We start from the raw sequence: 23,375 nt of genomic DNA, 5'->3' as shown, positions 1-23,375 counted from the left end.
AGCCACGCCATGGCCAGGTCATTCCGCGGTATCACCAACCTCGACATTCGCGACTCGGTTCCCGACTGGGGCCCGTACGAGCAGCCGAGGGCGCCGCAGGGCGCACCGAACGTGCTGTACATCGTGCTCGACGACCTGGGTTTCGGGGCCCTGAGCTGCTACGGCGGCCCGATCGAGACGCCGAACATCGACAGGATCGCGGCAGGCGGGCTGCGCTACAGCCAGTGGCACACCACCGCGCTGTGCTCGCCGACCCGGTCCTGCCTGCTCACCGGCCGTAACCACACCGTCAACGGCATGGGCTGCATCAGCGAGGCGTCGATCGGGTTCCCCGGCGCCAACGCCCACGTCCCCGGGGAATGCGCCACCCTCGCCGAGGTGCTCGTCGAACGGGGCTACAGCACCGCGATGGTCGGCAAGTGGCACCTGTGCGCGGCCGACGAGATGAACCTGGCCTCCAGCAAGGCGAGCTGGCCGATCGGCAGGGGCTTCGAGCGGTTCTACGGCTTCCTCGGCGGTGAGACCAACCAGTGGCACCCCGACCTGGTCCACGACAACCACCCGGTCGAGCCGCCCGCCCGGCCGGAGGAGGGCTACCACCTCGGCGTCGACATCACCGACCGAGCCATCGAGTTCATCGACGACGTGAAGGCGATCGCGCCGGACCGGCCGGTGTTCCTCTATTACGCGCCGGGCTGCGCGCACGCCCCACACCACGTGCCGCGCGAGTGGGCGGACCGCTACCGCGGCCGGTTCGACGGTGGCTACGAGGCGATGCGTGAGGAGATCCTGACCCGGCAGAAGGAGATGGGCCTGGTCCCGGCCGAGACCGAGCTGCCACCGCTCAACCCGATCGGCACCCCCGAGTCCCGCCGCGGGCCCGACGGCCAGCCGTTCCCGATGCTCGATCACACCCGGCCATGGGACACGCTCTCCGACGACGAGAGGCGGCTGTTCACGAGGATGGCCGAGGTGTACGCCGGGTTCGTCTCGCACTGCGACGACCAGATCGGGCGCCTGCTGGACTACCTCGAGGACATCGGGCAGCTCGAGAACACCATCGTCGTGCTGGTCTCCGACAACGGTGCCAGCGGCGAGGGCGGCCCGAACGGCTCGGTCAACGAGAACAAATTCTTCAACGGCGTGCCCGACGACCTGGCCGAGAACATGGCCATGCTCGACGAACTGGGCGGCTTCCGGACCTACAACCACTACCCGAACGGCTGGGCGATGGCACTCGACGCCCCGTTCAAGATGTGGAAGCGGTACTCGTTCAACGGCGGTACCTGCGATCCGTGCGTCATCTCGTGGCCGGCCGGGATCGCCGCCCGCGGTGAGATCCGGGACCAGTACCACCACGCCATCGACGTGATGCCAACGGTGCTCGACTGCCTCGGCATCGAGATGCCGGAGACGGTCAAGGGCTACACCCAGCACCCGATCCAGGGCGTGAGCATGCGCTACAGCTTCGACACCGCCGGGATCCCCAGCGCTCGGCACACCCAGTTCTATTCGATGCTCGGCACCCGCGGCATCTGGCACGACGGCTGGAAGGCCGTCACCACCCATCCCGCGATCAGCGGTTGGGGTCATTTCGAGGACGACACCTGGGAGCTCTACCACACCGACGTCGACCGCACCGAGCTGCACGACCTCGCCGACACCGACCCGGGCAGGCTCGCGGAACTGATCGGACTGTGGTTCCACGAGGCGGGCGCGAACAGGGCGCTCCCGCTCGACGACCGGTACCCGGTCGAGATCCTCATGACGCCGCGACCGCGGCCTGCCCCGCTGCGCACCCGCTATGTGTACCGGCCCGGCGGCGCCGCGGTGCCCGAGTCGGTGGCGGTGGCCGTGCGCAACCGCTCGTACTCGCTGGGGGCGCTGGTGGCCCTGCCCGAGCGCGGCGCGTCGGGCGTGTTGTTCGCGCAGGGCGGTCGCTTCGGCGGGCACGCGCTGTACGTGCGGGACAACCGGCTTCACTACGTCTACAACTTCCTCGGCAGCGAGCAGCAGATGATCAGCGCAACCGAGGAGCTGCCGATCGGCGACCGGGTCATCCTCGGCGCCTCGTTCGACAAGGACGGCGAGGACCCGCCCGGCACCGCGCGCGGCCTGTTGAGCCTCTACCACGGCGACCGGAAGGTCGGGGAGGGGCGGATCCGGACCCAGCCGGGCGTGTTCGGGCTGGGCGGCACCGGGCTCACCATCGGTCGCGACGACGGCGAGCCGGTCACCGACGACTACCCGGGTGCGGCCCCGTGGGCCTTCGCAGGCGGCACGCTGAACCGGGTGGTGGTGGACGTCAGCGGCGAGACGTACGTCGACCTCGAACGCGCGGCCGCCGCCATGCTGTCCCGGGAGTAGCGGCTGCGCCGCCCGTGCGCGATTCGTACCCCGACCGGGGTACGAATCGCGCACAGTTGCGTCAGTGCTTGCGGCGGCTGATCACGGCGGCCAGCGCGCCACCGACCGCGCCGAGCGCCAGCGCGGTCGGCACCCCGATCTTCGCCGCCTTGCGCCCGGTGCGGTAGTCCCGGATCTCCCAGCCGCGGTTGCGGGCGAGTTCCTTCAGGTCGGCGTCCGGGTTGATCGCGACCGCGGTGCCGACGAGCGAGAGCATCGGCACGTCGTTGTGGCTGTCGGAGTACGCCGTGCAGCGCTTGAGGTTCAGGCCCTCGCGCACGGCCAGCGTGCGGACGGCGTGCGCCTTGCCCGCGCCGTGCAGGATGTCGCCGACCAGCCTGCCGGTGAACTTGCCTTCCTCGCTCTCGACGACGGTTCCCAGCGCGCCGGTCAGCCCGAGCCGCTTGGCGATGACCTGGGCCAGTTCCACCGGGGTCGCGGTCACCAGCCACACCTGCTGGCCCGCGTCGAGGTGCATCTGCGCCAGCGCCCTGGTCCCTGGCCAGATCTTGTCGGCGATCAGCTCGTCGTAGATCTCCTCGCCGAGGCGGGAGAACTCCGCGGTCTCGCGGCCCGCGATGAACGCCAGCGCGCGTTCCTTGCCGCTGGCGACGTCGTCGCTGTTCTCCTTGCCGGTCACCCGGAACTTGAGCTGCTGCCAGCCGAACCTGGCCATGTCGGCGAGCGAGATGTACTTGCGGGCGGCGAGACCACGGGCGAAGTGGATGATCGAGGCGCCCTGGACCATGGTGTTGTCCACGTCGAAGAACGCGGCCGCGGTCAGGTCGAGCGGCACACCGCCCTCGGTCTCGCGGGCGCCGAGTTCGCCGCCTGCCTCGGCCTCGCTCGTCGCCGCCTCGTGTAGCGCGATGGCGGCGTCCGCGCTGGCCTCACCCGCGAGGCTGGCCCGCAGCTGGGCGTCGCTGGGCCCCAAGGGGTTCCTGCCGCGTCGGCGGGGACGCTTGGCGTCGAGCCATCCGGCGCCCATTCCCGAGCCGGTCGGACCAGATCGACCAGGCACTCATACCTCCTGTGTTCGTCCAACTGCGGCCCACCCTATCTCCAGCATCGGGGGCGCACCGGGTGGATCGCCGCCCGCGTGGCCGCTGTGACTTGTGTCTCCGCGGGTGGCCCGCGGAAGGCGCAGGTGACGGTGGCACAGTGGACGCATGACCGACCCCGCGCACACCATCACCCTGTTGACCCGGGCCGGCTGCGGCTCCTGTGACGTAGCGCGCACACAGCTGCTGCGACTGTGTGAGGAATTCGGCCTCGAACTCGAATCGGTCGACGTCGACGTGGCCGCGGCGACCGATCCCGAGCTGCGCGCCGAGTACGGCGACCGGCTGCCCGTTGTGCTGCTCGACGGCCGTGAGCACAGTTACTGGGAGGTCGACGAGCCTCGGTTGCGATCGGATTTGACAATCTGAGGCCGACCTGACCCCTCCGTAACCGGACACCGCGCAGGTCGCAGCGGGTGAATTCGGAATCCGGCGACTTTGTGCATGGGTTCACAAGCAGTTACCGTGGTGTGAACAGTCCCCCCGGATCAGCGTGAGAACCGGCCATGTGCATGGCCGGACGAGGAGCCACCAACGTGACCGAACAGCACCAGCCGCATGGGTTCTCTGCCCGTGGCGTCGCAGGGGCTGAGAACACGTCTCGTCCTGGTGCCGAGGTCGCCCGCGCGGACACGACGGTGCGGGACCTGCCGCAGGCCACCGTCACCCGGCTCGCCACCTATCTGCGGGTGCTCGGCGTGATGGCCGACGACGGCACCCTCATCGTCTCCAGCGAGGAACTCGCGACCGCGGCCGGTGTCGGCTCAGCGAAGCTGCGCAAGGACCTCTCGTTCCTCGGCCCCAACGGGGTTCGCGGCGTCGGATACGACGTCACCAAGCTGCGCGCCCGGATCGAGGCCGCACTCGGGCTGGACCGCGGCCACCAGGTGGTGCTGGTCGGCGTCGGCAGCCTGGGGCAGGCCCTGGCCCGGTACGGCGGCTTCGGCCGTCGCGGATTCACGATGGTCGGCCTGTTCGACCGCAATCCCGACCGGATCGGCAGTACCGTCGACGCGCTGACCGTTCGCGACGTCGCCGAGCTCGAGGCCGCGTGCCGCGAGCTGGACGCCACCATCGGGGTCATCGCGACCCCGGACGAATCTGCCCAGGAGGTGTGCGACCTGCTGGTGAATGCCGGTGTGCGCTGCATCCTGAGCTTTGCGGCCTCGCCGCTCGATGTCCCGAAACACGTCGAGATCCGCCGAGTGGATCTCGCCGTGGAGATGCAGGTGCTGTCCTTCCACAGCGCCCGCAACGCCGAAACCGAGCCGGCCGCGGCATCGGCGGCGGTGGGGCTCCGCACGGCACGCTCGGCTTCGTCAGGCTCGGGTTCGACAACGAATGGATCGGTGATGGCACCGTGAGTGTTCTCCTGGTCGGGATCTCGCATCGCAGCGCTCCCGTCTCCATCCTCGAGCGGGTCGCCGTCGGCGACACGGATCGGCCGAAGCTGATCGACAAGATGGTGGCCTCCGATCACATCTCCGAGGTCATGATCGTCTCCACCTGCAACCGCGTGGAGATCTACGCGGTGGTCGACGCCTTCCACGGCGCGCTCGCCGACGTGGGGGAGCTGCTCACCAAGCATTCCGGCCTCGACCTCGCGGACCTCACCAAGCACGCTTACGTGCGCTACAGCGAGGCTGCCGCCGAGCACCTGTTCGCGGTCGCCAGCGGCCTCGACTCGATGGTGGTCGGTGAGCAGCAGATCCTCGGCCAGATCCGGACCGCGTACGCCACCTCCGACAACCAGCAGGCCGCGGGCCGGGTACTGCACGAGCTGGCCCAGCAGGCGCTGCGGGTCGGCAAGCGGGTGCACTCCGAGACCGGCATCGACCGGGCGGGCGCGTCCGTCGTCTCGGTCGCGCTGGACAAGGCCTCGACCCTGCTCGGCGATGGGCTCGCCGGGCGCACCGCGATGGTGCTGGGCGCCGGCTCGATGGGCGGGCTGTCCGTCGCGCACCTGACCAGGGCCGGGATCGGTCGCATCATCGTCGCCAACCGCACAAGGGAGCGGGCCGAGCGCCTGGCCGAGACCGCGCGGGCGGCCGGCGTCGCCGCCGACACCGTCGAGCTGGGCGACCTCTCCACGGCGCTCGCCGAGGCGGACGTGATGGTCACCTGTACCGGCGCGGTCGGTTCCGTGGTGACCCTCGCCGATGCGCATCTCGCGCTGGCGAAGCGGGACTCCGCGCAGCGGCCGCTGGTGATCTGTGACCTGGGACTGCCCCGCGACGTCGAGCCCGCGGTGGCCGGGTTGCCCGGCGTCAGCCTGCTCGACATGGCGGCCCTGCAGCGCGATCCGGCCGCCGGTGCTGCCGCAGCCGATGCCGACGCCGCCCGCGAGATCGTCGCCGGTGAGCTGGCCACCTACCTGGCCGGACAGCGTCTGGCCGAGGTCACCCCGACCGTGACCGCCCTTCGCCAGCGCGCCGCCGATGTGGTGGAGGCCGAGCTGCTGAGGCTCGACTCCCGTCTGCCCGGGCTCGAGGATCCGCAACGCGACGAGGTCGCGCGCACCGTGCGCCGCGTCGTCGACAAGCTGCTGCACGCGCCGACCGTGCGGGTCAAGCAGCTGGCCAGCGCCCCGGGAGGCGACTCCTACGCGGCCGCGCTGCGTGAGCTGTTCGAGCTGACGCCCGGGTCCGCCGAGGCCGTCGCGACGCCGATGGAGACCCGCACGGTCGAGCTCGTGGACGACTTCACAGCAGGCCACCAGGCCGAGGCGATGGACGTATGGAAGGGGATGCAGTCATGAGTGCAACCGCCGCATCCACCAGGGACACCACCGCGGAGCAGGCCCCCGCGGCCACCCTGCGCATCGGCACGAGGGGCAGCCTGCTGGCCACCACTCAGGCCGGCACCGTCCGGGACGCGCTGATCGCCGCAGGCCACCCCGCCGAGCTGGTGATCGTCAAGACCGCGGGCGACCAGTTCTCCGGCCCGGTCGAGAAGATCGGCGTCGGCGTGTTCACCGCCGCGCTGCGCGAGGAGCTCGCCGCCGGACACGTCGACATCGCCGTGCACTCGTTCAAGGACCTGCCAACCGCGCCCGACGAGCGCGTCGTCATCGCAGCCGTGCCCGGCCGCGAGGATCCGCGCGACGCGCTGGTGGCGCGCGACGGGATGGTGCTCGGTGAGCTGCCTGCCGGCTCCCGGATCGGGACCTCCGCGCCGCGGCGCATCGCCCAGCTGCGCGCCCTCGGGCTCGGCCTGGACATCCAGCCGTTGCGCGGCAACCTCGACACCAGGATCGGCAAGGTCGCCGACGGCGAGCTCGACGCGGTCGTGGTCGCGCGGGCGGGGCTCTCGCGGATCGGCAGGCTCGACGTGATCACCGAGTCGCTGGAGCCGGTGCAGATGCTGCCCGCCCCCGCGCAGGGCGCGTTGGCCGTCGAATGCCGCGCGGGTGACACCGCGCTGATCGCCATCCTCACCGAGCTGGACGACGCGGGCGCCCGCGCCGCCGTCACGGCGGAGCGCGCGCTGCTGGCCGAGCTCGAGGCCGGCTGCACGGCCCCGGTCGGCGCGATCGCGGAGATCGTGGAGTCCATCGACGACGACGGCCGGGTGTTCGACGAGCTGTCGGTGCGGGGCTGTGCCGCCGCGCTCGACGGCTCCGATTCGATCAGGGCCGGGGCGGTCGGACCGCCGGACCGCGCCGAGGAGCTCGGCCGCGAGGTGGCCCGCGAACTGCTGGACCTGGGCGCCCGCGCCCTGATGGGCGCGGCGACCGAACGCGAGATGGAGGGCGGCCCAACCGATGAGTGAGCCATTGCCTTCGGCGCGCTCCTCGAAACCGCGCGCCATTTCCCACGTCCCTGACATTGCTCGACACATGAACGCACTGGAGAACAACCGATGAGCCGAGTCCGCAAGAACACCCCCGGACGGATCCTGTTCGTGGGCTCCGGCCCGGGCGACCCGGCGCTGCTCACCGTCCGGGCGAGGGACGTCCTCGCCGCCGCCACCCTGGCGTTCACGGACCCCGACGTCGACAAGGGCGTGACCGCGCTGGTCGGCACCGGCCTGCTGGGCAAGGGCGAGGAGATCGACCCCGAGAACCCGCCGTTCGAGGTGCGCCCCGCGCTCGGCGAGCCGGCCGAGGTCGCCAAGACCCTGGTGGCCGAGGCCAAGAACGGGCACGACGTGGTCCGCCTGGTCTCCGGCGACCCGCTCACAACCGATTCGGTCATCGCCGAGGTCACCGCGGTGGCGCGGACCCAGGTGCAGTTCGAGATCCTGCCCGGACTGCCCGCCGGATCCGCGGTCCCGAGCTACGCGGGCATGCCGCTCGGCTCCGGTCACACCGAGGTCGACGTGCGCGGCGAGGTCGACTGGGCCGCGCTGGCCGCGGCGCCGGGCCCGCTGGTGCTGCACGCCACCGCCGGCCACCTCGCGGAGACCGCGAGCGAGCTGGTCGAGAACGGCCTTGCCCCGCAGACGCCAGCCGCGATCACCGTCCGCGGCACCACCTGCCAGCAGCGCACCGTCGAGGCCACCCTCGCGACGCTCAACGAGGCGGGCTCGGAGCTGGTCGGTTCGCTGATCGTGACCGTCGGCAAGGTGGTCAGCCAGCGCAGCAAGATGTCCTGGTGGGAGTCGCGCGCCCTGTACGGCTGGACCGTCCTGGTGCCGCGCACCAAGGAGCAGGCCAGCGAGATGAGTGATCGCCTCGTCACGCACGGCGCCATCCCCATCGAGGTGCCCACCATCGCGGTCGAGCCGCCGCGCAGCCCTGCGCAGATGGAGCGTTCGGTCAAGGGCCTGGTCGACGGTCGCTACCAGTGGGTGGTCTTCACCTCCACCAACGCGGTCCGCGCGGTCTGGGAGAAGTTCGAGGAGTTCGGGCTCGACGCGCGCGCGTTCTCCGGCGTGAAGATCGCCTGCGTCGGTGAGGCCACCGCGGACAAGGTCCGCTCGTTCGGCATCAACCCCGAGCTGGTGCCGTCCGGTGAGCAGTCCAGCGAGGGCCTGCTGGCCGAGTTCGCGCCGTACGACGACGTGTTCGACCCGGTCAACCGGGTGCTGCTGCCCCGAGCCGACATCGCCACCGAGACCTTGGCCGAGGGCCTGCGCCAGCGCGGCTGGGAGATCGACGACGTCACCGCTTACCGCACCGTCCGGGCGGCGCCGCCGCCGGCCGAGACCCGCGAGATGATCAAGACCGGTGGGTTCGACGCGGTCTGCTTCACCTCGTCCTCGACCGTGCGCAACCTGGTGGGCATCGCCGGCAAGCCGCACGCCCGCACGCTGGTTGCGTGCATCGGGCCGAAGACCGCGGAGACCGCGATCGAGTTCGGCCTCCGGGTCGACGTGCAGCCCGAGACCGCTCAGGTCGGCCCGCTGGTGGAGGCGCTCGCCGAGCACGCCGCCCGGCTGCGCGCCGAGGGAGCGCTGCCGCCCCCGCGTAAGAAGTCCCGCAGGCGCTGACGCGCCCGTGAGCGGTTGACGAGTCCATGCACTCGCCAACCGCTCACAGGCCCGACGAAGGAGGGCATCCATCTTTCCCGCCGAACGTCCCCGGCGCCTGCGCGCCACCCCGGCGCTGCGTCGACTGGTCGCCGAGACCTCGCTGGAGCCACGGCATCTGGTGCTGCCGATGTTCGTCGCGGACGGCATCGACGAGCCGCGCGAGATCAGCTCGATGCCCGGCGTGTTCCAGCACACCCTCGATTCCCTGACACGTGCCGCCACCGAGGCGGTCGCGGCGGGCGTCGGCGGGCTGATGCTCTTCGGCGTCCCCAGGACCGAGGACAAGGACGCCAACGGTTCAGGTGCGACCGATCCCGACGGCATCCTGAACCGGGCCCTGCGCGTGCTCCGCGACGAGCTCGGCGACTCCACCGTGATCATGGCGGACACCTGCCTCGACGAGTTCACCGATCACGGCCATTGCGGGGTGCTCGCTGCGGACGGCCGGGTAGACAACGATGCGACGCTGACCCGCTACGTCGACATGGCGGTCGCGCAGGCCGAGTCGGGGGCGCACCTGCTCGGGCCGAGCGGGATGATGGACGGACAGATCGCCGCGATCCGCGAGGGCCTCGACGACGCGGGCCGTCAGGACACGGGCATCCTGGCCTACTCCGCCAAGTACGCCTCCGCCTTCTACGGCCCCTTCCGCGAGGCCGTCGGGTCGTCGCTGTCCGGGGATCGGCGCACCTACCAGCAGGACGCCGCCAACCGTCGCGAGTCGCTGCGCGAGGTCGACCTGGACCTGGACGAGGGCGCGGACATGGTGATGGTGAAGCCGGCGATGTCGTACCTCGACGTGCTGCGGGAGGTCGCCGACATGTCAACGGTTCCCGTTGCGGCATACCAGATCTCGGGGGAGTACTCGATGATCACCGCGGCCGCGCAGAACGGCTGGATCGACCGCGACGCCGCCGTGCTCGAGTCACTGCTCAGTATCCGTCGCGCGGGTGCGGACATCGTGCTGACCTACTGGGCCGCCGAGTTCGCAGCCCGGTTGTGATGGTTACGGTGGTGCCATGACCGCCCCCTGGCCGCCAGCGCCCCCGACCGGCCCCGTCGCGCAGGACGCGCGACGCGTGCCGCCCGTCGACGTGGGTACCGCCTTCCAGTTGTTGTGCGGGGTCGCCGCGCTCGGTGTGGTGAACCTGTTCGCCACCCTCGCGATGGTGGCCGCGGATCGGAAGACCTTCGCCGATCAGCTGATCAAGGATGTGCACGCCCAGGACCCGTCGGTCGAGATCAGCACCTCGGCGGCCGAGGGGCTGCTGTTGGTCGGGCTCGGCGTCACCGCGCTGCTCGGGCTCGCGCTGACCGGCCTGTACCTGCTGTTCGTGTTCAAGATGCGCAGCGGCAGGAACTGGGCCCGCATGCTGGTGACCATGATCGGCGTGACGATGGTCTTCTTCGCGATCCCGGCGCTGTTCGGGCTCGGCGCCGGTGGCGGCGTGGCCGGGATGGTCGCGGGCGGCGCGGGCATCCTGCAGGCGGTGTTGTCCGTCGGCGCGGTGATCCTGATGCACCGGAGCGAGTCGAACCGGTACTTCGTGCCCGGGCCGAAGGCGCAGTAGCCGTCGTGGGTGACGCGCAGGCCCGTCCTCGCCCCGTCGACATCGCGTACTGGCTGTGGCTGGTCTGCGCCGCGCTGCTTGTGCTCTTCGGGCTGCTCGCGCTGACCTCGCCCGGCACCGCGATACGGGAGGAACTGGTGACGCGCGGCTCGAACCCCGACAGCGTGGACGAGTTCATCGTGCTGCTGCGTGGCTCCGGCGCCGTCTCGCTGCTCACCGGGCTCGGCGTCGGGCTGATGGCGGGGCCGACCAGGGCGGGGGATCCGCGCTTCCGGCGGGCGATCGTCGCGCTTTCGGCGGTGTTCGCCCTGCTGCAGCTCGGGCTGATCGCGACCGGCCTTGGTCAGGTGCCAACGCTGCTTGTCTCGGTGCTCGCGCTGGTGGCGAGCGCGCTCGTCTACCTGAGGTCCTCGACGGAGTGGTTTGCCGGTGAGTGAGGATCGGCCGCACGGCGACGCCGGATCGGCCGACGTCGCCGAGCGGGTGCTGTTCGAGGAACCGGGCGGACGGTGGTCGCTGGTCGCGCTCGGCCCGGCGCTGTGCCTGGTCGTGCTCGTGGTGGAGGCGATCATCGGTTCGGGTGTGCACTGGCTCGGGTTGGCGCTGTTCGCCGCGCTGCTGGCGGGCCTGGTCGCCCTTCAGGTGGTGGCCGCGCGCAGGCATGCGAGCGTCCTGCTCACCCCGGCGGTGCTGCGCAACGGCGCCGAGGCGCTGGAGGTGACCGACATCGCCGAGGTCCTGCCGGAGGCGGATCCGTTCGCGGAGGATCTGGAGCCGTGGGAGAGCGCCCCGTCGCTCGGCGAGCTGTCCGGGGTGCCGCGGCGCCGTACGGGGATCGGGTTGCGGCTGCGGGACGGCTCGGTGGTGCGGGCATGGGCGCGGGACGGCGACGGGCTGCGGTCCGAATTGGAGCGGCTCGTCGCGGACGAGGCGGACGAGGCGGAGGACGGTGAGCGATGAGCGAACGGATGACGCGGATCGTGGAGCTCGGCCTGGCGGTGCTCGCGATCGCGACGGCGGTCTGGTGCTGGAACCGGGGAGTGCAGACCTCGGACTTCGCGCCCGCGATGGACAGCGCCCCTGCGTTCACCGGCACGCACTACTCCGGCACCTGGATCGGGGCGGCGACCGCGCTGGTGATCGTGGCCGGGTTGTTGGTGATCGACGTGGTCAGGAGGCGGGATCGTGGCGGTCCGCAGTGACCGGGCGAACAGCGGTCCTACCTGGCGGCCAGTACCCACGGGGGGTATGGTAAGGGCATGAACGGATACTCCCCGCAGAAGGATGACCTCCTCAAGCGCCTTCGTCGCATCGAGGGACAGGTCGCGGGCATCTCCCGCATGGTCGACGACGACCGGTACTGCATCGACATCCTGACCCAGGTGTCGGCGGCGACCAAGGCGCTGCAGTCGGTTTCACTGAAGCTGATGGACGAGCACCTCGCGCACTGCGTGGTCGAGGCGGCCAAGAAGGGCGGCCCCGAGGCCGACGCCAAGGTCAAAGAGGCCTCGGACGCGATCGCCCGCCTCGTCCGGTCCTAGGGAGCGCGCGGATGCAGACCACGTACACGGTCACGGGTATGACCTGCGGGCATTGCGTCGCCTCGGTCACCGAGGAGGTCGGGGCCATCGCCGGTGTCACCGACGTGCAGGTCGACCTGGCCACCGGGGCGGTCCGTGTGACCAGTGAGGGCGAGCTCGACCCGAAGGCCGTCGCGGAGGCGGTCGAAGAGGCGGGCTACGAGCTGGCGCCATGATCGCCGGCCCTGATGCGCTGGACGCCGTCGACGTCGACGACCGGGAGCTCGACCTCGATCTCGGCGGGATGACGTGTGCCTCCTGCGCGAACCGGATCGAGCGCAAGCTGGCGAAGATCGAGGGCGTCCGCGCCACCGTCAATTTCGCCACCGAGCGGGCCCACGTGCGCTATCCGGCGGGCGTGCAGCCCGTCGACCTGGTGTCCGCGGTCGAGGCGGCTGGTTACTCCGCGGCCGTGTCGAGGGCGGCGGGCCCCGCCGCTGCCGGGCCCGCGGAACCGGCGCCGGATCACCTCGGCAGGCGCCTGGCGATCTCGGCCATCGCCGCCGCCCCGGTCGTCGCGCTGTCGATGATCCCGGCGCTGCAGTTCGACTACTGGCAGTGGGTCGCGCTGGCGTTGACCACCCTGGTGGTGTTCTGGGGCGGCTACCCGTTCCACCGGGCGGCGCTGACGAATGCCAGGCACGGCAGCTCGACGATGGACACTCTCGTCTCGCTCGGCACGCTCGCGGCGTACGGATGGTCGGTGTGGGCGTTGGTGTTCGGCACCGCGGGGCACATCGGGATGACCCACGAGTTCACGCTGCGGTTGGGTGCGCACGACCCGTCGGGACAGATCTATCTCGAGGTCTCCGCCGCGGTCACCGTCTTCCTGCTCGCGGGCCGGTACGCGGAGTCGCGGGCCAAACGCCGCGCGGGCGCGGCGCTGCGGGCGCTGATCGAGGTCGGTGCCAAGGACGTGGCGGTGCTGCGGGCCGACGCCGAGCGGCGGATCCCGGTGGGCGAGTTGCGGGTCGGTGAGCGATTCGTGGTGCGGCCGGGGGAGAAGATCGCCACCGACGGACGGGTGCTCGACGGCGCGGCGGCCGTGGACGCGTCGATGGTCACCGGTGAGTCGGTGCCGATCGAGGTGTCCGACGGTGACGCCGTCGTCGGCGGCACCGTGAACACTAACGGGCGACTCGTGGTGCGGGCCGAAAAGGTCGGCGCCGATACCCAGCTGGCCCACATCGCCGCGCTCGTCACCGAGGCGCAGAACGGCAAGGCCGCGGTGGCGCGGCTCGCGGACCGGGTGTCGGCGGTGTTCGTCCCCGTGGTGCTGGTCATCGCGGCGGCGACGCTGACGGGCTGGCTGGTCACCGGGCACGCCGCGACGGAGGCCTTCACCGCCGCGGTCGCGGTGCTCATCGTGGCCTGCCCGTGCGCGCTCGGATTGGCCACGCCGACGGCGCTCCTGGTCGGCACCGGTCGCGGTGCCCAGCTCGGCATCCTGATCCGGGGGCCCGAGGTGCTCGAGCAGGCCAAGCGGATCGACACCGTCGTACTGGACAAGACAGGCACCGTCACCACGGGGCGGATGACGCTCGACGAGGTGGTCGTGGCGCGCGGCGAGAGCCCCGATCGCGTGCTGGCGCTGGCGGCCGCCGTCGAGGGCGCGTCGGAGCATCCGGTGGCAAGGGCCATCGCGGCCGCGGGCGGCTCCCGGTATCCGGTGGCGGAGTTCGAGAACCGACCCGGCCTCGGCGTCGTCGGACTGGTCGACGGGGTCCGGGTCAGCGTCGGGCGGCCGGACGGCCCGATCCCGGTGGAGTTGCGGTCCGTGTTCGCGGCCGGGCATACCGCCGTCGCGGTGGCCTGGGACGGCGCGATCCGCGGCGCCATCACGGTCACCGACGCCGTCAAGCCCACCAGCGCCGAGGCGGTCGCGCAGATCGTGGCGCTCGGCATGACCCCCGTGCTGTTGACCGGTGATCGCGCCGAGGTCGGGCACGCGGTGGCGCGGACCGTCGGCATCGACCGGGTGATCGCGGAGGTCTTGCCCGAGGACAAGGTCGCGCACGTGGCGCGGCTCCAGCGCGAGGGCGCCGTCGTCGCCATGGTCGGCGACGGGGTGAACGACGCGGCGGCGCTCGCCACCGCGGACGTCGGCCTCGCGATGGGGACCGGGACGGACGCCGCGATCGAGGCGAGCGACCTGACCCTGGTGCGCGGCGACCTGCGTTCGGTGCCGCAGGCGATCCGGCTGTCGAGGGCCACCCTCGGCACCATCAGGGCGAACCTGTTCTGGGCGTTCGCGTACAACGTCGCGGCCATCCCGCTGGCGGCGCTCGGCCTGCTGAACCCGATGATCGCGGGCGCGGCGATGGCGCTGTCCTCGGTGTTCGTGGTGGGCAACAGTCTGCGGTTGCGCAGATTCCGCTGACGCCCGGATCCTTCCCCGGCCTCGGCGGGGGCTCGCCGATTTGCGTGAACCCCACGCCAACTTGAACACTGTTCAAGTTGGCGTGAGGGCAGGGAGATCGGTGAAGCAGGCAGGGACAGGTCGTGGAGACGTCCGGCATAGCAGGGTGGTGGTGATCGGGGCCGGTTTCGCCGGGCTCGGCATGGCGGCAGGCCTGGCCCGCGCCGGTCACGACGACTTCGTCGTACTGGAGAAGGCCGAGGATGTCGGCGGCACCTGGCGGGAGAACACCTACCCCGGCTGCGAATGCGACGTGCCGTCGTCCCTGTACTCGTACTCGTTCGAACAGCAGGCATGGGGCGACCTCCGGGCATCGCAGCCGGAGATCCTCCGCTACCTGCGCAAGGTGACCGTCAAATACGGCCTCCGGGACAAGATCGAATTCGGCGTCGAGGTCGAGCGCGGTCACTGGGACGAGGTCGACGGGCGGTGGCACCTGTTCACCACCACCGGCCGGGAGTTCGTGGCGCAGTTCCTGGTGGTCGGAACCGGAGCCCTCCATCTGCCCAAGGTGCCGAAGACGCCGGGCGCCGCGTCCTTCGGCGGCGCCGCGTTTCATTCGGCGCGATGGGACCACACCGTCGACCTCACCGGCAAGCGGGTCGCGGTCATCGGCACCGGCGCGAGCGCGATCCAGATGGTGCCCGAGATCGCGGCCGTTGCCGGCTCGCTCCAGCTGTATCAGCGCACGCCGCCCTGGGTCTTGCCGCGCAGGGAGGCCGGGCCGGTCGCGCGCACGGTCGGGCGGGTGCCGTTGCTCCGCGGCCTCGTCCGGAGCCTGACCTATTGGAACGCCGAACTCCTGGCCGTCGGTCTCAACGGGCGCCACGTCCTGACCCGGCCGATGGAGTGGCGGGCGAAGCGGCACCTGCGACGTCAGGTCGAGGACACCACCCTGCGGGCGAAGCTGACCCCGGCCTACCGGATCGGCTGCAAGCGAATTCTGCGCTCCGACAAGTACTTCCCTGCGCTGGCCCGGCCGGGCACGGAGTTGATCGCGGACGGGATCGCCGAGATCACGCCGGACGGCATCGTCACAACGGACGGGACGAGGCGTGCGGCGGACGTCATCGTGTACGCGACCGGTTTCCGGGTCGCCGGCTCGCTGGCCCGACTTCCCCTCGCCGGCCGCGACGGGGTCACCCTGCAGGAGCGGTGGATGCGGGACGGGATCCGTACCCACCTCGGCATCTCGGTCTCGGGCCTGCCCAACGCGTTCTTTCTCACCGGGCCCAACACCGGCCTCGGGCACAACTCGGTGGTGTTCATGATCGAGTCGCAGGTGCGGTACGCGCTGCGGGCGATGGAACTGGTCGATCGCGAGCGCGCGAGTGCGCTCGACGTCAGAGCGGACGCGCAGGCGGCCTTCCACGACGACCTGCACGCGCGGCTGGCCACCGCGGTCTGGAGCACGGGCGGGTGCTCGAGCTGGTATGTCGACGCCAACGGAACCAATCACTCTGTGTGGCCCGGATTCTCGTGGCAGTACTGGTTGCGCACCCGGCGGGTGAGCAGGCGCGACCACCACTTCCTCTGACGTAGGCGGGTTCCGGTCCTGGCCGGGGCGGACCGATGTCGGGCACGATGGGGTGATGATCCTTGTCGTCGACGACGATCCCTCGGTGCGCGAGGCCGTCGTGACCGCGCTCGAACTCGATGGACACGAGGTGAGATCGGTCGGCGACGGCAGCGCCGCGCTGGCCGCACTCGGGCAGGACGCCTTTGGCGCGATGGTGCTCGACGTGACGATGCCGGGAATCGACGGTCTGTCGGTGTGCCGGTTGCTGCGCGAACGGGGTGATCGGATCCCGATCCTGGTGCTGACGGCCCGCTCCGAGGTGGGCGACAGGATCGCCGGGCTCGACGCGGGCGCGGACGACTACCTGCCGAAGCCCTTCGACATCGACGAACTCGCGGCCCGGGTGCGGGCGCTGCTGCGCCGAGCGGCGCCCCCCGAGCCTGCCGTGGAATTCGGGGACCTCACGATCGACCCGGAGACCCGTCGCGGCGTCCGTTCGGGCCGGAGCATCGACTTCACGCAGACCGAGTTCGCGCTGCTCGAGCTGCTGATGGCCAACGCCGGTCAGACGCTGACGCGGGACGTCATCACCGATCGGGTCTGGGGGCACGACTTCGGATCCCAGTCCAATTCGCTCGCCGTCTACGTCAGCTACCTCCGCACGAAGCTGGAGTCGGGCGGTGAGCCGCGCATCATCCACACCGTCCGCGGACTCGGCTATCGGCTGGCGCCGCCGTGACGCGGGGCCGCCTGCCCATCAGGACGCGCATGGCGATCGTCACGTCGGTCGCCGTTGCCGCGGTGGTGCTCGCCTGTGCGGCTGGGGCCTACTGGATCTCTTCCCGTGAGGTGTACCGGAGCCTGGACCTCGGGCTGATCCGGGAGGCGACCGCGCTGCAGCTGCAACTGCACGCGGGAAAGGACCTGGGTGACGGGACCGAATGCGCGACCCTCGCCTCACCCGCGTGCTTCGAGGTGCTCGACACCGTGGACGAGAAGCCTGTCGTGCTGCCGGAACCGGTGGGCGTCGACGCCGTCATCAGAGGCGAGTCGGATCCCTTCCTGACGAACATCGATCTCATGGGCCTTCCTGGTCGGATGTACGTGACCCCGCTGCTGGACGGTGGTGCCCTGTTGGTCGCTGTCCGCGCCGATCAGCAATTCCGGGCGCTGGACCGGATCGCCCGATTTCTCGCGCTGCTGTGCGGCGCCGGCATCGTGATCAGCGCCGCGCTCGGCTACGCGGTGGCGCGCTACACGCTGCGCCCGGTCACCCGGCTCTCCCGGGAGGCGCAGTTGGTCGCGAAGGAACGTGACCCGAGCCGGGAGATCGTCGTGGACGGGTCCGACGAGCTGGCGAGGCTCGGCGAATCGATGAACACCATGCTGCGCGCCCTCGACGACTCCCTCCGCGCCCAGCGTCAGCTCGTCTCCGACGCCTCGCACGAGCTGCGGACACCGTTGACGGGGATCATCGCGAACGCCGAGTTGCTGGCGCGAGGCGACGGGTTGACCGAGGAGCAGCGGACCAGGGTGCGGGCGGCGCTGGCGCGCAGCACCGCCGACATGCGCACACTGATCGACGACATCGTCGATCTCGCACAGGGATCCGAACCGGACATCGCGACCGAGGACGTTGCCTTCGACGGCGTCGTGGCGGAGGTCGTCGAGGCCGCCCGCGCGCACTGGCCGGAGATCGACTTCCGGGTCTCGGTCGGCGCGCACACCGTGCACGGGACCCGCGCACGGCTGGCGAAGCTCGTCTCGAACCTGGTCGACAACGCGGCCAAGTTCAGCGGGGCCGGTGGCGCGGTCGACATCACCCTGGCGGACGGCGTCCTCACGGTGCGCGATCACGGCTCCGGAATCGACGAGGCGGACCTGGGTCTGGTCTTCGAGCGCTTCTACCGATCGGCGCGCTCGCGGGGCACCGCGGGGTCCGGGCTCGGTCTCGCCATGGCGCAGCAGATCGCCCGCGCGCACGGAGCGGTCATCACCGCGGCGAACGCACCCGACGGCGGCGCGCTCTTCACCGTGCGATTGCCACCCTCCCCGTGACCCGTCTGCCGCTCTGATCTTCCTCTAACGTTCGGCGCCTACGTTCGCTGGTCATGAGAGCACTGACAACGACTCGAGCCGTCGCGACGGCAACGGTTGCGGCCGTGGCGCTGGCGCTCGCGGCAGCGGGATGTTCTGCAGAGCAGTCAGATTCGGCTGTCCGCGTGGACGGGAACACGGTGATCGTGCCGATCGACGGCGGCGAGGCGCGGGTCGACGTGAACGACCTGAGCGTCCGCGGCCCCGTCGAGCTGTCCGCCGCCGCGGCGACGGACCTGGGCGCACCGGGCGACATCTCGGTCGATGCCACCCGCGCACACTGGTCGTATCCCGAACGCGGCCTCGACGTCACGGCGACCGCGCGCGACGGTCGGCTCGTCGTCGACATGACCGGCCGCGACGATCAGGAGCTGGCGTGGCCGGTCACGGGCGCCGGTGCGCGGGACCTGCAGCTGCCGCGGGGTGAGGGGCTGAGCATCCCGGTCGACGACGCCTTCTGGAACGACCCCGACAGCGGTCTGGTCGGGGAGGAGGGCGAGCGGCTGCAGGACCTGACCATGCCGTTCTGGGGGTACAGCGCGGGCGCCGTCGGTGCGAGCTACCTGGTGCCGACCGACATCGGAACCACGCTGGGGTTCAGCTCGGTCGACGGCCGACTGCGCGGCACCTCCGTGCACGAGTTCAGTGAGGCCAAGGGCACCGGAACCTATACCGTGGCACTGTCGCTCACCGACGGATCGCCGGTGGCCGCCGCCAAGGACTACCGCGCGCTGCTGCGGCAGCAGGGCGGCCTGCGCACCCTGAAGCAGAAGATCGCCGCGAACCCGGACACCGAAAAGCTCGTCGGTGCCTTCCACGCCTACTTGTGGGGCGACGGCCGCACCCCGGAGTCGATGCGCGAGCTCGAGGACCTCGGTCTCTCGAGAATGTGGCTGGGCTACGACTCGGACGAGCAGCCGATGACCCGAGAGGCTGTCGAGACCGCAACGGATGCAGGCTATCTCGTCGGTCCGTACGACACCTTCGGCAATGCGCAGGACCCGTCTGGCGAGGTCGACAATCCGTCCTCCCGGTGGCCCGACGGGGTGTGGCCGGGGGACTGCGTCGTCGACGAGAACGGCGAGCTGGAAGGTGGATTCGGCGGCAGGGGCTGCTACCTGAGCTCACAGGCGCTGGCGGCGCGCCCGGATCTGCTGGCGAGCCGGGTCACCGCGAAGGTGGACAACGGCGCGAACAGCTACTTCCTCGACGTCGATGCGACGGGCGAAGTCTTCGACGACCACAGCCCCGACCACCCCATGACCCAGTTCGGGGACCGGCAGAACCGCCTCGATCGCATGGGCGTGATCGGGGAGGACCTGGTGCTGGGCTCGGAGACGGTCGGGTCGTGGGCCAACGGCGTCGTGTCCTTCAGTCACGGCTCGAGCACCCCGGTCATGAACGACCTCTGGAAGTTGGAACGGGACAAGGCGACGTGGGGTGCGTACTGGGGGAAGAACGGACCGGCCACCTTCTTCAAGCCGGTCGAGCTGCCCGAGAAGCTGCGCGCCGGGATGTTCGACCCGAAGTACCGTGTGCCGCTGTACGAGACCGTGCTGCACGATTCGGTGGTCAGCACGGATCGTTGGGAGCTGTCCTTCAACAAGCTGCCATCCCTGCAGACCACCCGCGCGCTGCTCGCGATGCTCTACAACACCCCGTTGAATTACACCCTGAATGCGCAGACCATCGCCGAGGAGGGGCCGCGGATGGCGACCATGCAGAGGTTCTTCGCCACCATCCAGGAGGCCGCGGGAACCGAGCCGATGACCGACTTCCGGTGGCTGACCGAGGACCGCACGGTGCAGCGCACCACCTTCGGCGACGGAGCGCTCGAGGTGACGGCGAACTTCGGCGAGCGCGCCTTCGAGGATGCCGACCTCGGGGCCGTGCAGCCCGGCTGCGTGGCCGCCTCGATCGGCGGCGAGGTGACGACGTTGTGTCCCTGACGAGATGCCGTCGCCGGGCCCCCGATCAGCCGCCCAGCATCGCCGCGCCGAGCGTGGATTCCGGCACCGCGAACCCCTCGATCAGGGTCAGGGCGTGCGGGCGCAGCGTGCGGCAGCGCTCGTTGACCCCGCGGGTCACCGCCTTCGCGCGCTCGACGGACAGGTGCCGGTGCTCCATGAACCAGGCCTTGTCCTCCTCGATCACCGTGAGCGCGTACAGGTCGCACAGATCGCCGAGCAGGTCGGCGGCCGCCCCTTCCTCGCACGAGTCGATGCCCGCGACGAACGCCTCGAGCACCACCCGGTCGATGTGCGCCTCGGCCGCCCGCATCACGTGGTCCTGCACGGAGTTGAAGGCATCGAAGGGATCGTCCTCGCGCTTCTGCGCGCCCTGCAGCCGCCGTGCCGCCGTGGACAGCAGGTACTCCTCGCGGCCGGAGAACATCGTCAGCTGCGTGCCCCGGTTGAACAGGCTGCCGTCCTCCTCGTTGTCCTGCCGGGTGTCGAGGATGGTCTGGATGATCTGCTGGGCGGCGGTGCGCTTCTTGACCACATCGGAGACGGTGGTGGCGGCGAAGCGCATCCACTCGACGGGACTCATGCCGCGGACCTCCTCGGCGTACGCGGTGAGTAGTTCCTTCGCGACGAGCTGGGTGAGCACGTGGTTGTCGCCCTCGAAGGTGGTGAACACGTCGGTGTCGGCCTTGAGCGCGACGAGGCGGTTCTCGGTGAGGTACCCGGCGCCGCCGCAGGCCTCGCGGCACTCCTGGATCGCGCGGGTGGCGTGCCAGGTGTTGGCGGCCTTGAGTCCGGCCGCCCTGGCCTCCAGCTCGCGCTGTTCCTGCGGGTCCACCTCGTCCGCGGTCTGGATCTCGTGCAGCCTGGTCACCAGCTGGTTCTGCGCGAAGTGCAGGGCGTAGGACTTCGCGATCAGCGGCAGCAGCCGGCGCTGGTGCACGAGGTAGTCCATGATGAGGACCTCGTCGTTCACCGGGGCGAGCGAAGCGAGGGGGGATTGACTCGGTGGCTTGTCGAACTGCCTGCGCTGCAACGCGTATCGGGTCGCGATGCTCAGTGCCACCCGGGCGGCGGCGCCCGCCGCGCCGCCGACGGTGACCCGGCCGCGGATCAGCGTGCCCACCATGGTGAAGAAGCGCCGGTTCGGGTTCTCGATCGGGGAGGAGTACGTCCCGTCCGCCGCGACGTCGGCGTACCTGTTGAGCAGGTTCTCCCGCGGCACCCGCACCCGGTCGAAGACGATCCGGCCGTTGTCGACCCCGGGCAGGCCGCCCTTGTGACCGCAGTCGGAGGTGGTGACCCCCGGCAGGTCGGCACCGTCCTCGCCGCGGATCGGGACGACGAAGCAGTGCACGCCCTTCGACTCGGGCTCCTCGCCGGGTGCCGCGGTGATCAACTGGGCGAACACCGCCGCCATCCGCGCGTGTTGGGCCGCGCCGCCGATGTAGTCCTTGCGGGAGGACGGCGTCGGGGAGTCGATCACGAACTCCTGGGTGGCCGGGTCGTAGGTCGCAGTGGTCTCCAGCGCCTGGACGTCGCTGCCGTGGCCGGTCTCGGTCATTGCGAAGCAGCCGAGCAGGTCGAGATCGATCAGCGGCCTGACGTAGGCCGCGTGATGGCGTGCGGTGCCGAGATTCTCGATGGCGCCGCCGAACAGCCCCCATTGGACGCCTGCCTTGACCATGAGCGACAGATCCGACATAGCGAGCATCTCGATGCTGGTCACCGCGGCGCCCACGTCGCCGGTGCCACCGTGGGCTGCGGCGAAGCCGTTGGCCGCGTAGCCGGACTCGGCGAGAATCCGCATCTGCTCGAGCGTCTTGGCCCGGGCGGCCTTGAGGTCCGGGGTGAAATGCGGGGCGAACTCCTCGCGGGTCAGGTCGACCCGGACCTTCTCGCGCACCTCCCGCCACTGCCCGTCGAGAGTGGTCCGCAGGTGGTCCGCTGTGGTGGCCATGGCCTCGACCGTAACGGCTGCGGGGGTCGGGTGTCAGGTGTCGACACGCGAGGCGACCGTCACCTCGGGGCCGCGGGCGCGATGGTGCCCGTCACGGCGCCGAGCGAGAAACGACCGCCTGCAGGGGAGGGCGCGGTGGCCGTGATGGTCACCGCGTCGCCGTCCTCGAGGAAGGCGCGGGTGCTGCCGTCGGCCAGGGTGATCGGTTCCCGACCCGCGTCGGTCAGCTCGATCAGCGAACCGACCTGATCGCGTGCCGGACCGGAGACGGTCCCCGAGGCGAACAGGTCACCGGTGCGCAGGCGGGCGCCGTTGGCGGTCAGGTGCGCCAACATCTGCGCGGGCGACCAGTACATCCCGCGGTAGGGCGGCCGGGAGATCACCTGTCCGTTCAATTCGACCTCGAATTCGATGTCCAGGCCCCAGTTCTCGGTGTCCCGCAGGTACTCGAGCGGCTCCGGGTCCTGAGCGGCGCCGGGCAGCCGAGCCGCCTCCAGTGCGGCGAGGGGCACCACCCACGGCGAGATGGAGGTGGCGAACGACTTGCCGAGGAAGGGGCCGAGCGGCACGTACTCCCAGGACTGCAGGTCGCGGGCGGACCAATCGTTGAGCAGGACGACGCCGAAGACGTGATCGGCGAAATCCGCTGTGCGGACGCAGGTTCCGAGTTCGCTCGGGACGCCGACCACATAACCGAGCTCGACCTCGATGTCGAGCCTGCGGGTCGGACCGTCGGTTGGCGCCTGCTCGTCCGGGGCCTTGCGTTGTCCGGTGGGTCGTACGACGGCGGTGCCCGACGGCACGACGGTGCCGGCGCGGCCGTGATAGCCGATCGGCAGGTGTTTCCAGTTCGGCGGCAGCGGCGGCTGGCCGGGACGGAACATCCGGCCCAGGTTGGTGGCGTGCTGCTCGGACGCGTAGAAGTCCACGTAGTCCGCGACGTCGAACGGCAGGTGCATCTGCACCTCGGACAGCGCGTGCAGGTACGGCCCGACCCGCTGTCGGTGCGCCGGGTCCGACAGGAGTTCGGTGATCTCGGCGCGCACCTCCGCCCAGCGCGCGCGACCGAGGGCGAGGAAGGCGTTGAGGGTGGTCGAGCGCAGCGCGGCCTCGTCGACGACGGAGGTGAGGTCGAGCACCTGGTCCCCGATCGCGACGCCGATGTGTCGGTGCAGGGCGCCGGTGGAGAACACGCCGTAGGGGAGGGGGTGGAGACCGCTTGCGACTGCTTGCAGGTCGCTCGAAACAACATCGCTTGCGACTGCTTGCAGGTCGCTCGAAACAACATCGCTTGCGACTGCTTGCAGGTCGCTCGAAACAACA

The 23,375-nt window shown here is 70.7% G+C and carries 21 protein-coding genes; 18 read left to right on the top strand and 3 right to left on the bottom strand.

Annotation, left to right across the window (positions count from 1 at the left end; translation table 11 throughout):
* Nucleotides 1-9 precede the first annotated feature (9 nt).
* Nucleotides 10-2,367: an arylsulfatase gene (locus RM1_RS05240; RefSeq protein WP_072750307.1), complete on the top strand. Its 2,358-nt coding sequence runs from the start codon at nt 10-12 to the stop codon at nt 2,365-2,367.
* Nucleotides 2,368-2,428: 61 nt separating this feature from the next.
* Here RM1_RS05240 and RM1_RS05235 read toward each other — a convergent pair whose 3' ends face one another.
* A complete protein-coding gene (locus RM1_RS05235; protein ID WP_072750306.1) occupies nt 2,429-3,427 on the bottom strand; it encodes an HAD family hydrolase in 999 nt (332 codons plus the stop codon).
* A 148-nt stretch (nt 3,428-3,575) separates the two neighbouring features.
* On the opposite strand from RM1_RS05235, the gene RM1_RS05230 reads away from it, so the two are divergent.
* The 17 genes from RM1_RS05230 (at nt 3,576) to RM1_RS05150 (ending at nt 20,077) form a co-directional block, all read left to right on the top strand.
* On the top strand, nt 3,576-3,836 hold the full coding sequence (locus RM1_RS05230; protein ID WP_027500757.1) for a glutaredoxin family protein: 261 nt from the start codon (nt 3,576-3,578) through the stop codon (nt 3,834-3,836).
* A 167-nt stretch (nt 3,837-4,003) separates the two neighbouring features.
* The gene (locus RM1_RS05225) at nt 4,004-4,831 is read left to right on the top strand and encodes a redox-sensing transcriptional repressor Rex (protein ID WP_027500756.1); all 828 of its coding nucleotides are present in this window, start codon (nt 4,004-4,006) and stop codon (nt 4,829-4,831) included.
* Nucleotides 4,828-6,225, top strand: a complete 1,398-nt coding sequence (locus RM1_RS05220; protein ID WP_072750305.1) for a glutamyl-tRNA reductase — start codon at nt 4,828-4,830, stop codon at nt 6,223-6,225. Before RM1_RS05225 ends, RM1_RS05220 begins: the two co-directional genes overlap by 4 nt.
* Complete coding sequence (gene hemC / locus RM1_RS05215) at nt 6,222-7,238, top strand: hydroxymethylbilane synthase (RefSeq protein ID WP_072750304.1); 1,017 nt, start codon at nt 6,222-6,224, stop codon at nt 7,236-7,238. The genes RM1_RS05220 and hemC overlap by 4 nt, the downstream gene beginning before the upstream one ends.
* A 90-nt stretch (nt 7,239-7,328) precedes the next feature.
* Nucleotides 7,329-8,900, top strand: coding sequence for a bifunctional uroporphyrinogen-III C-methyltransferase/uroporphyrinogen-III synthase (locus tag RM1_RS05210; RefSeq protein WP_027500753.1), 1,572 nt, complete (start codon nt 7,329-7,331; stop codon nt 8,898-8,900).
* Between the two features lie 70 nt (nt 8,901-8,970).
* Nucleotides 8,971-9,945 carry a porphobilinogen synthase gene (hemB, locus tag RM1_RS05205; protein ID WP_072750303.1) on the top strand — a complete coding sequence of 325 codons (975 nt, stop codon included), beginning with the start codon at nt 8,971-8,973 and terminating at the stop codon, nt 9,943-9,945.
* A 16-nt stretch (nt 9,946-9,961) separates the two neighbouring features.
* Complete coding sequence (locus RM1_RS05200; RefSeq protein WP_037176080.1) at nt 9,962-10,513, top strand: hypothetical protein; 552 nt, start codon at nt 9,962-9,964, stop codon at nt 10,511-10,513.
* A gap of 5 nt (nt 10,514-10,518) precedes the next feature.
* Entirely contained in the window at nt 10,519-10,950 is a 432-nt protein-coding gene (locus tag RM1_RS05195; RefSeq protein ID WP_072750302.1) for a hypothetical protein, read from the top strand.
* Complete coding sequence (gene mce1N, locus RM1_RS05190; RefSeq protein WP_072750301.1) at nt 10,943-11,473, top strand: transport-regulating membrane protein Mce1N; 531 nt, start codon at nt 10,943-10,945, stop codon at nt 11,471-11,473. The genes RM1_RS05195 and mce1N overlap by 8 nt, the downstream gene beginning before the upstream one ends.
* Nucleotides 11,470-11,715 carry a hypothetical protein gene (locus RM1_RS05185; RefSeq protein ID WP_072750300.1) on the top strand — a complete coding sequence of 82 codons (246 nt, stop codon included), beginning with the start codon at nt 11,470-11,472 and terminating at the stop codon, nt 11,713-11,715. The genes mce1N and RM1_RS05185 overlap by 4 nt, the downstream gene beginning before the upstream one ends.
* A 57-nt stretch (nt 11,716-11,772) precedes the next feature.
* Complete coding sequence (locus RM1_RS05180) at nt 11,773-12,054, top strand: metal-sensitive transcriptional regulator (RefSeq protein ID WP_027500747.1); 282 nt, start codon at nt 11,773-11,775, stop codon at nt 12,052-12,054.
* 11 nt (nt 12,055-12,065) lie between these two features.
* Entirely contained in the window at nt 12,066-12,269 is a 204-nt protein-coding gene (locus RM1_RS05175; RefSeq protein WP_072750299.1) for a heavy-metal-associated domain-containing protein, read from the top strand.
* On the top strand, nt 12,266-14,473 hold the full coding sequence (locus RM1_RS05170) for a heavy metal translocating P-type ATPase (RefSeq protein WP_072750298.1): 2,208 nt from the start codon (nt 12,266-12,268) through the stop codon (nt 14,471-14,473). Before RM1_RS05175 ends, RM1_RS05170 begins: the two co-directional genes overlap by 4 nt.
* Nucleotides 14,474-14,573: 100 nt before the next feature.
* Nucleotides 14,574-16,049 (top strand): flavin-containing monooxygenase, encoded by a 1,476-nt coding sequence (locus RM1_RS05165; protein ID WP_072750297.1) that lies wholly within the window; start codon nt 14,574-14,576, stop codon nt 16,047-16,049.
* A 52-nt stretch (nt 16,050-16,101) separates the two neighbouring features.
* Nucleotides 16,102-16,770 (top strand): response regulator transcription factor, encoded by a 669-nt coding sequence (locus tag RM1_RS05160; protein WP_245816048.1) that lies wholly within the window; start codon nt 16,102-16,104, stop codon nt 16,768-16,770.
* Between the two features lie 29 nt (nt 16,771-16,799).
* Nucleotides 16,800-18,089: a HAMP domain-containing sensor histidine kinase gene (locus RM1_RS05155; RefSeq protein WP_072750296.1), complete on the top strand. Its 1,290-nt coding sequence runs from the start codon at nt 16,800-16,802 to the stop codon at nt 18,087-18,089.
* A 164-nt stretch (nt 18,090-18,253) separates the two neighbouring features.
* On the top strand, nt 18,254-20,077 hold the full coding sequence (locus tag RM1_RS05150) for a glycoside hydrolase (protein ID WP_218019676.1): 1,824 nt from the start codon (nt 18,254-18,256) through the stop codon (nt 20,075-20,077).
* Between the two features lie 25 nt (nt 20,078-20,102).
* Here the strand turns inward: RM1_RS05150 and RM1_RS05145 are convergent, their stop codons facing one another.
* Nucleotides 20,103-22,052, bottom strand: a complete 1,950-nt coding sequence (locus RM1_RS05145) for an acyl-CoA dehydrogenase family protein (RefSeq protein WP_072750294.1) — start codon at nt 22,050-22,052, stop codon at nt 20,103-20,105.
* Nucleotides 22,053-22,111: 59 nt separating this feature from the next.
* Complete coding sequence (fahA, locus tag RM1_RS05140) at nt 22,112-23,287, bottom strand: fumarylacetoacetase (RefSeq protein WP_072750339.1); 1,176 nt, start codon at nt 23,285-23,287, stop codon at nt 22,112-22,114.
* Nucleotides 23,288-23,375 lie beyond the last annotated feature (88 nt).

This window comes from Rhodococcus maanshanensis NBRC 100610, from assembly GCF_001894865.1.
GTDB classification, from domain to species: domain Bacteria; phylum Actinomycetota; class Actinomycetes; order Mycobacteriales; family Mycobacteriaceae; genus Rhodococcus_G; species Rhodococcus_G maanshanensis.
Note: the sequence above shows the minus strand (reverse complement) of the source record. Positions and strands in the feature narration are given on the sequence as shown.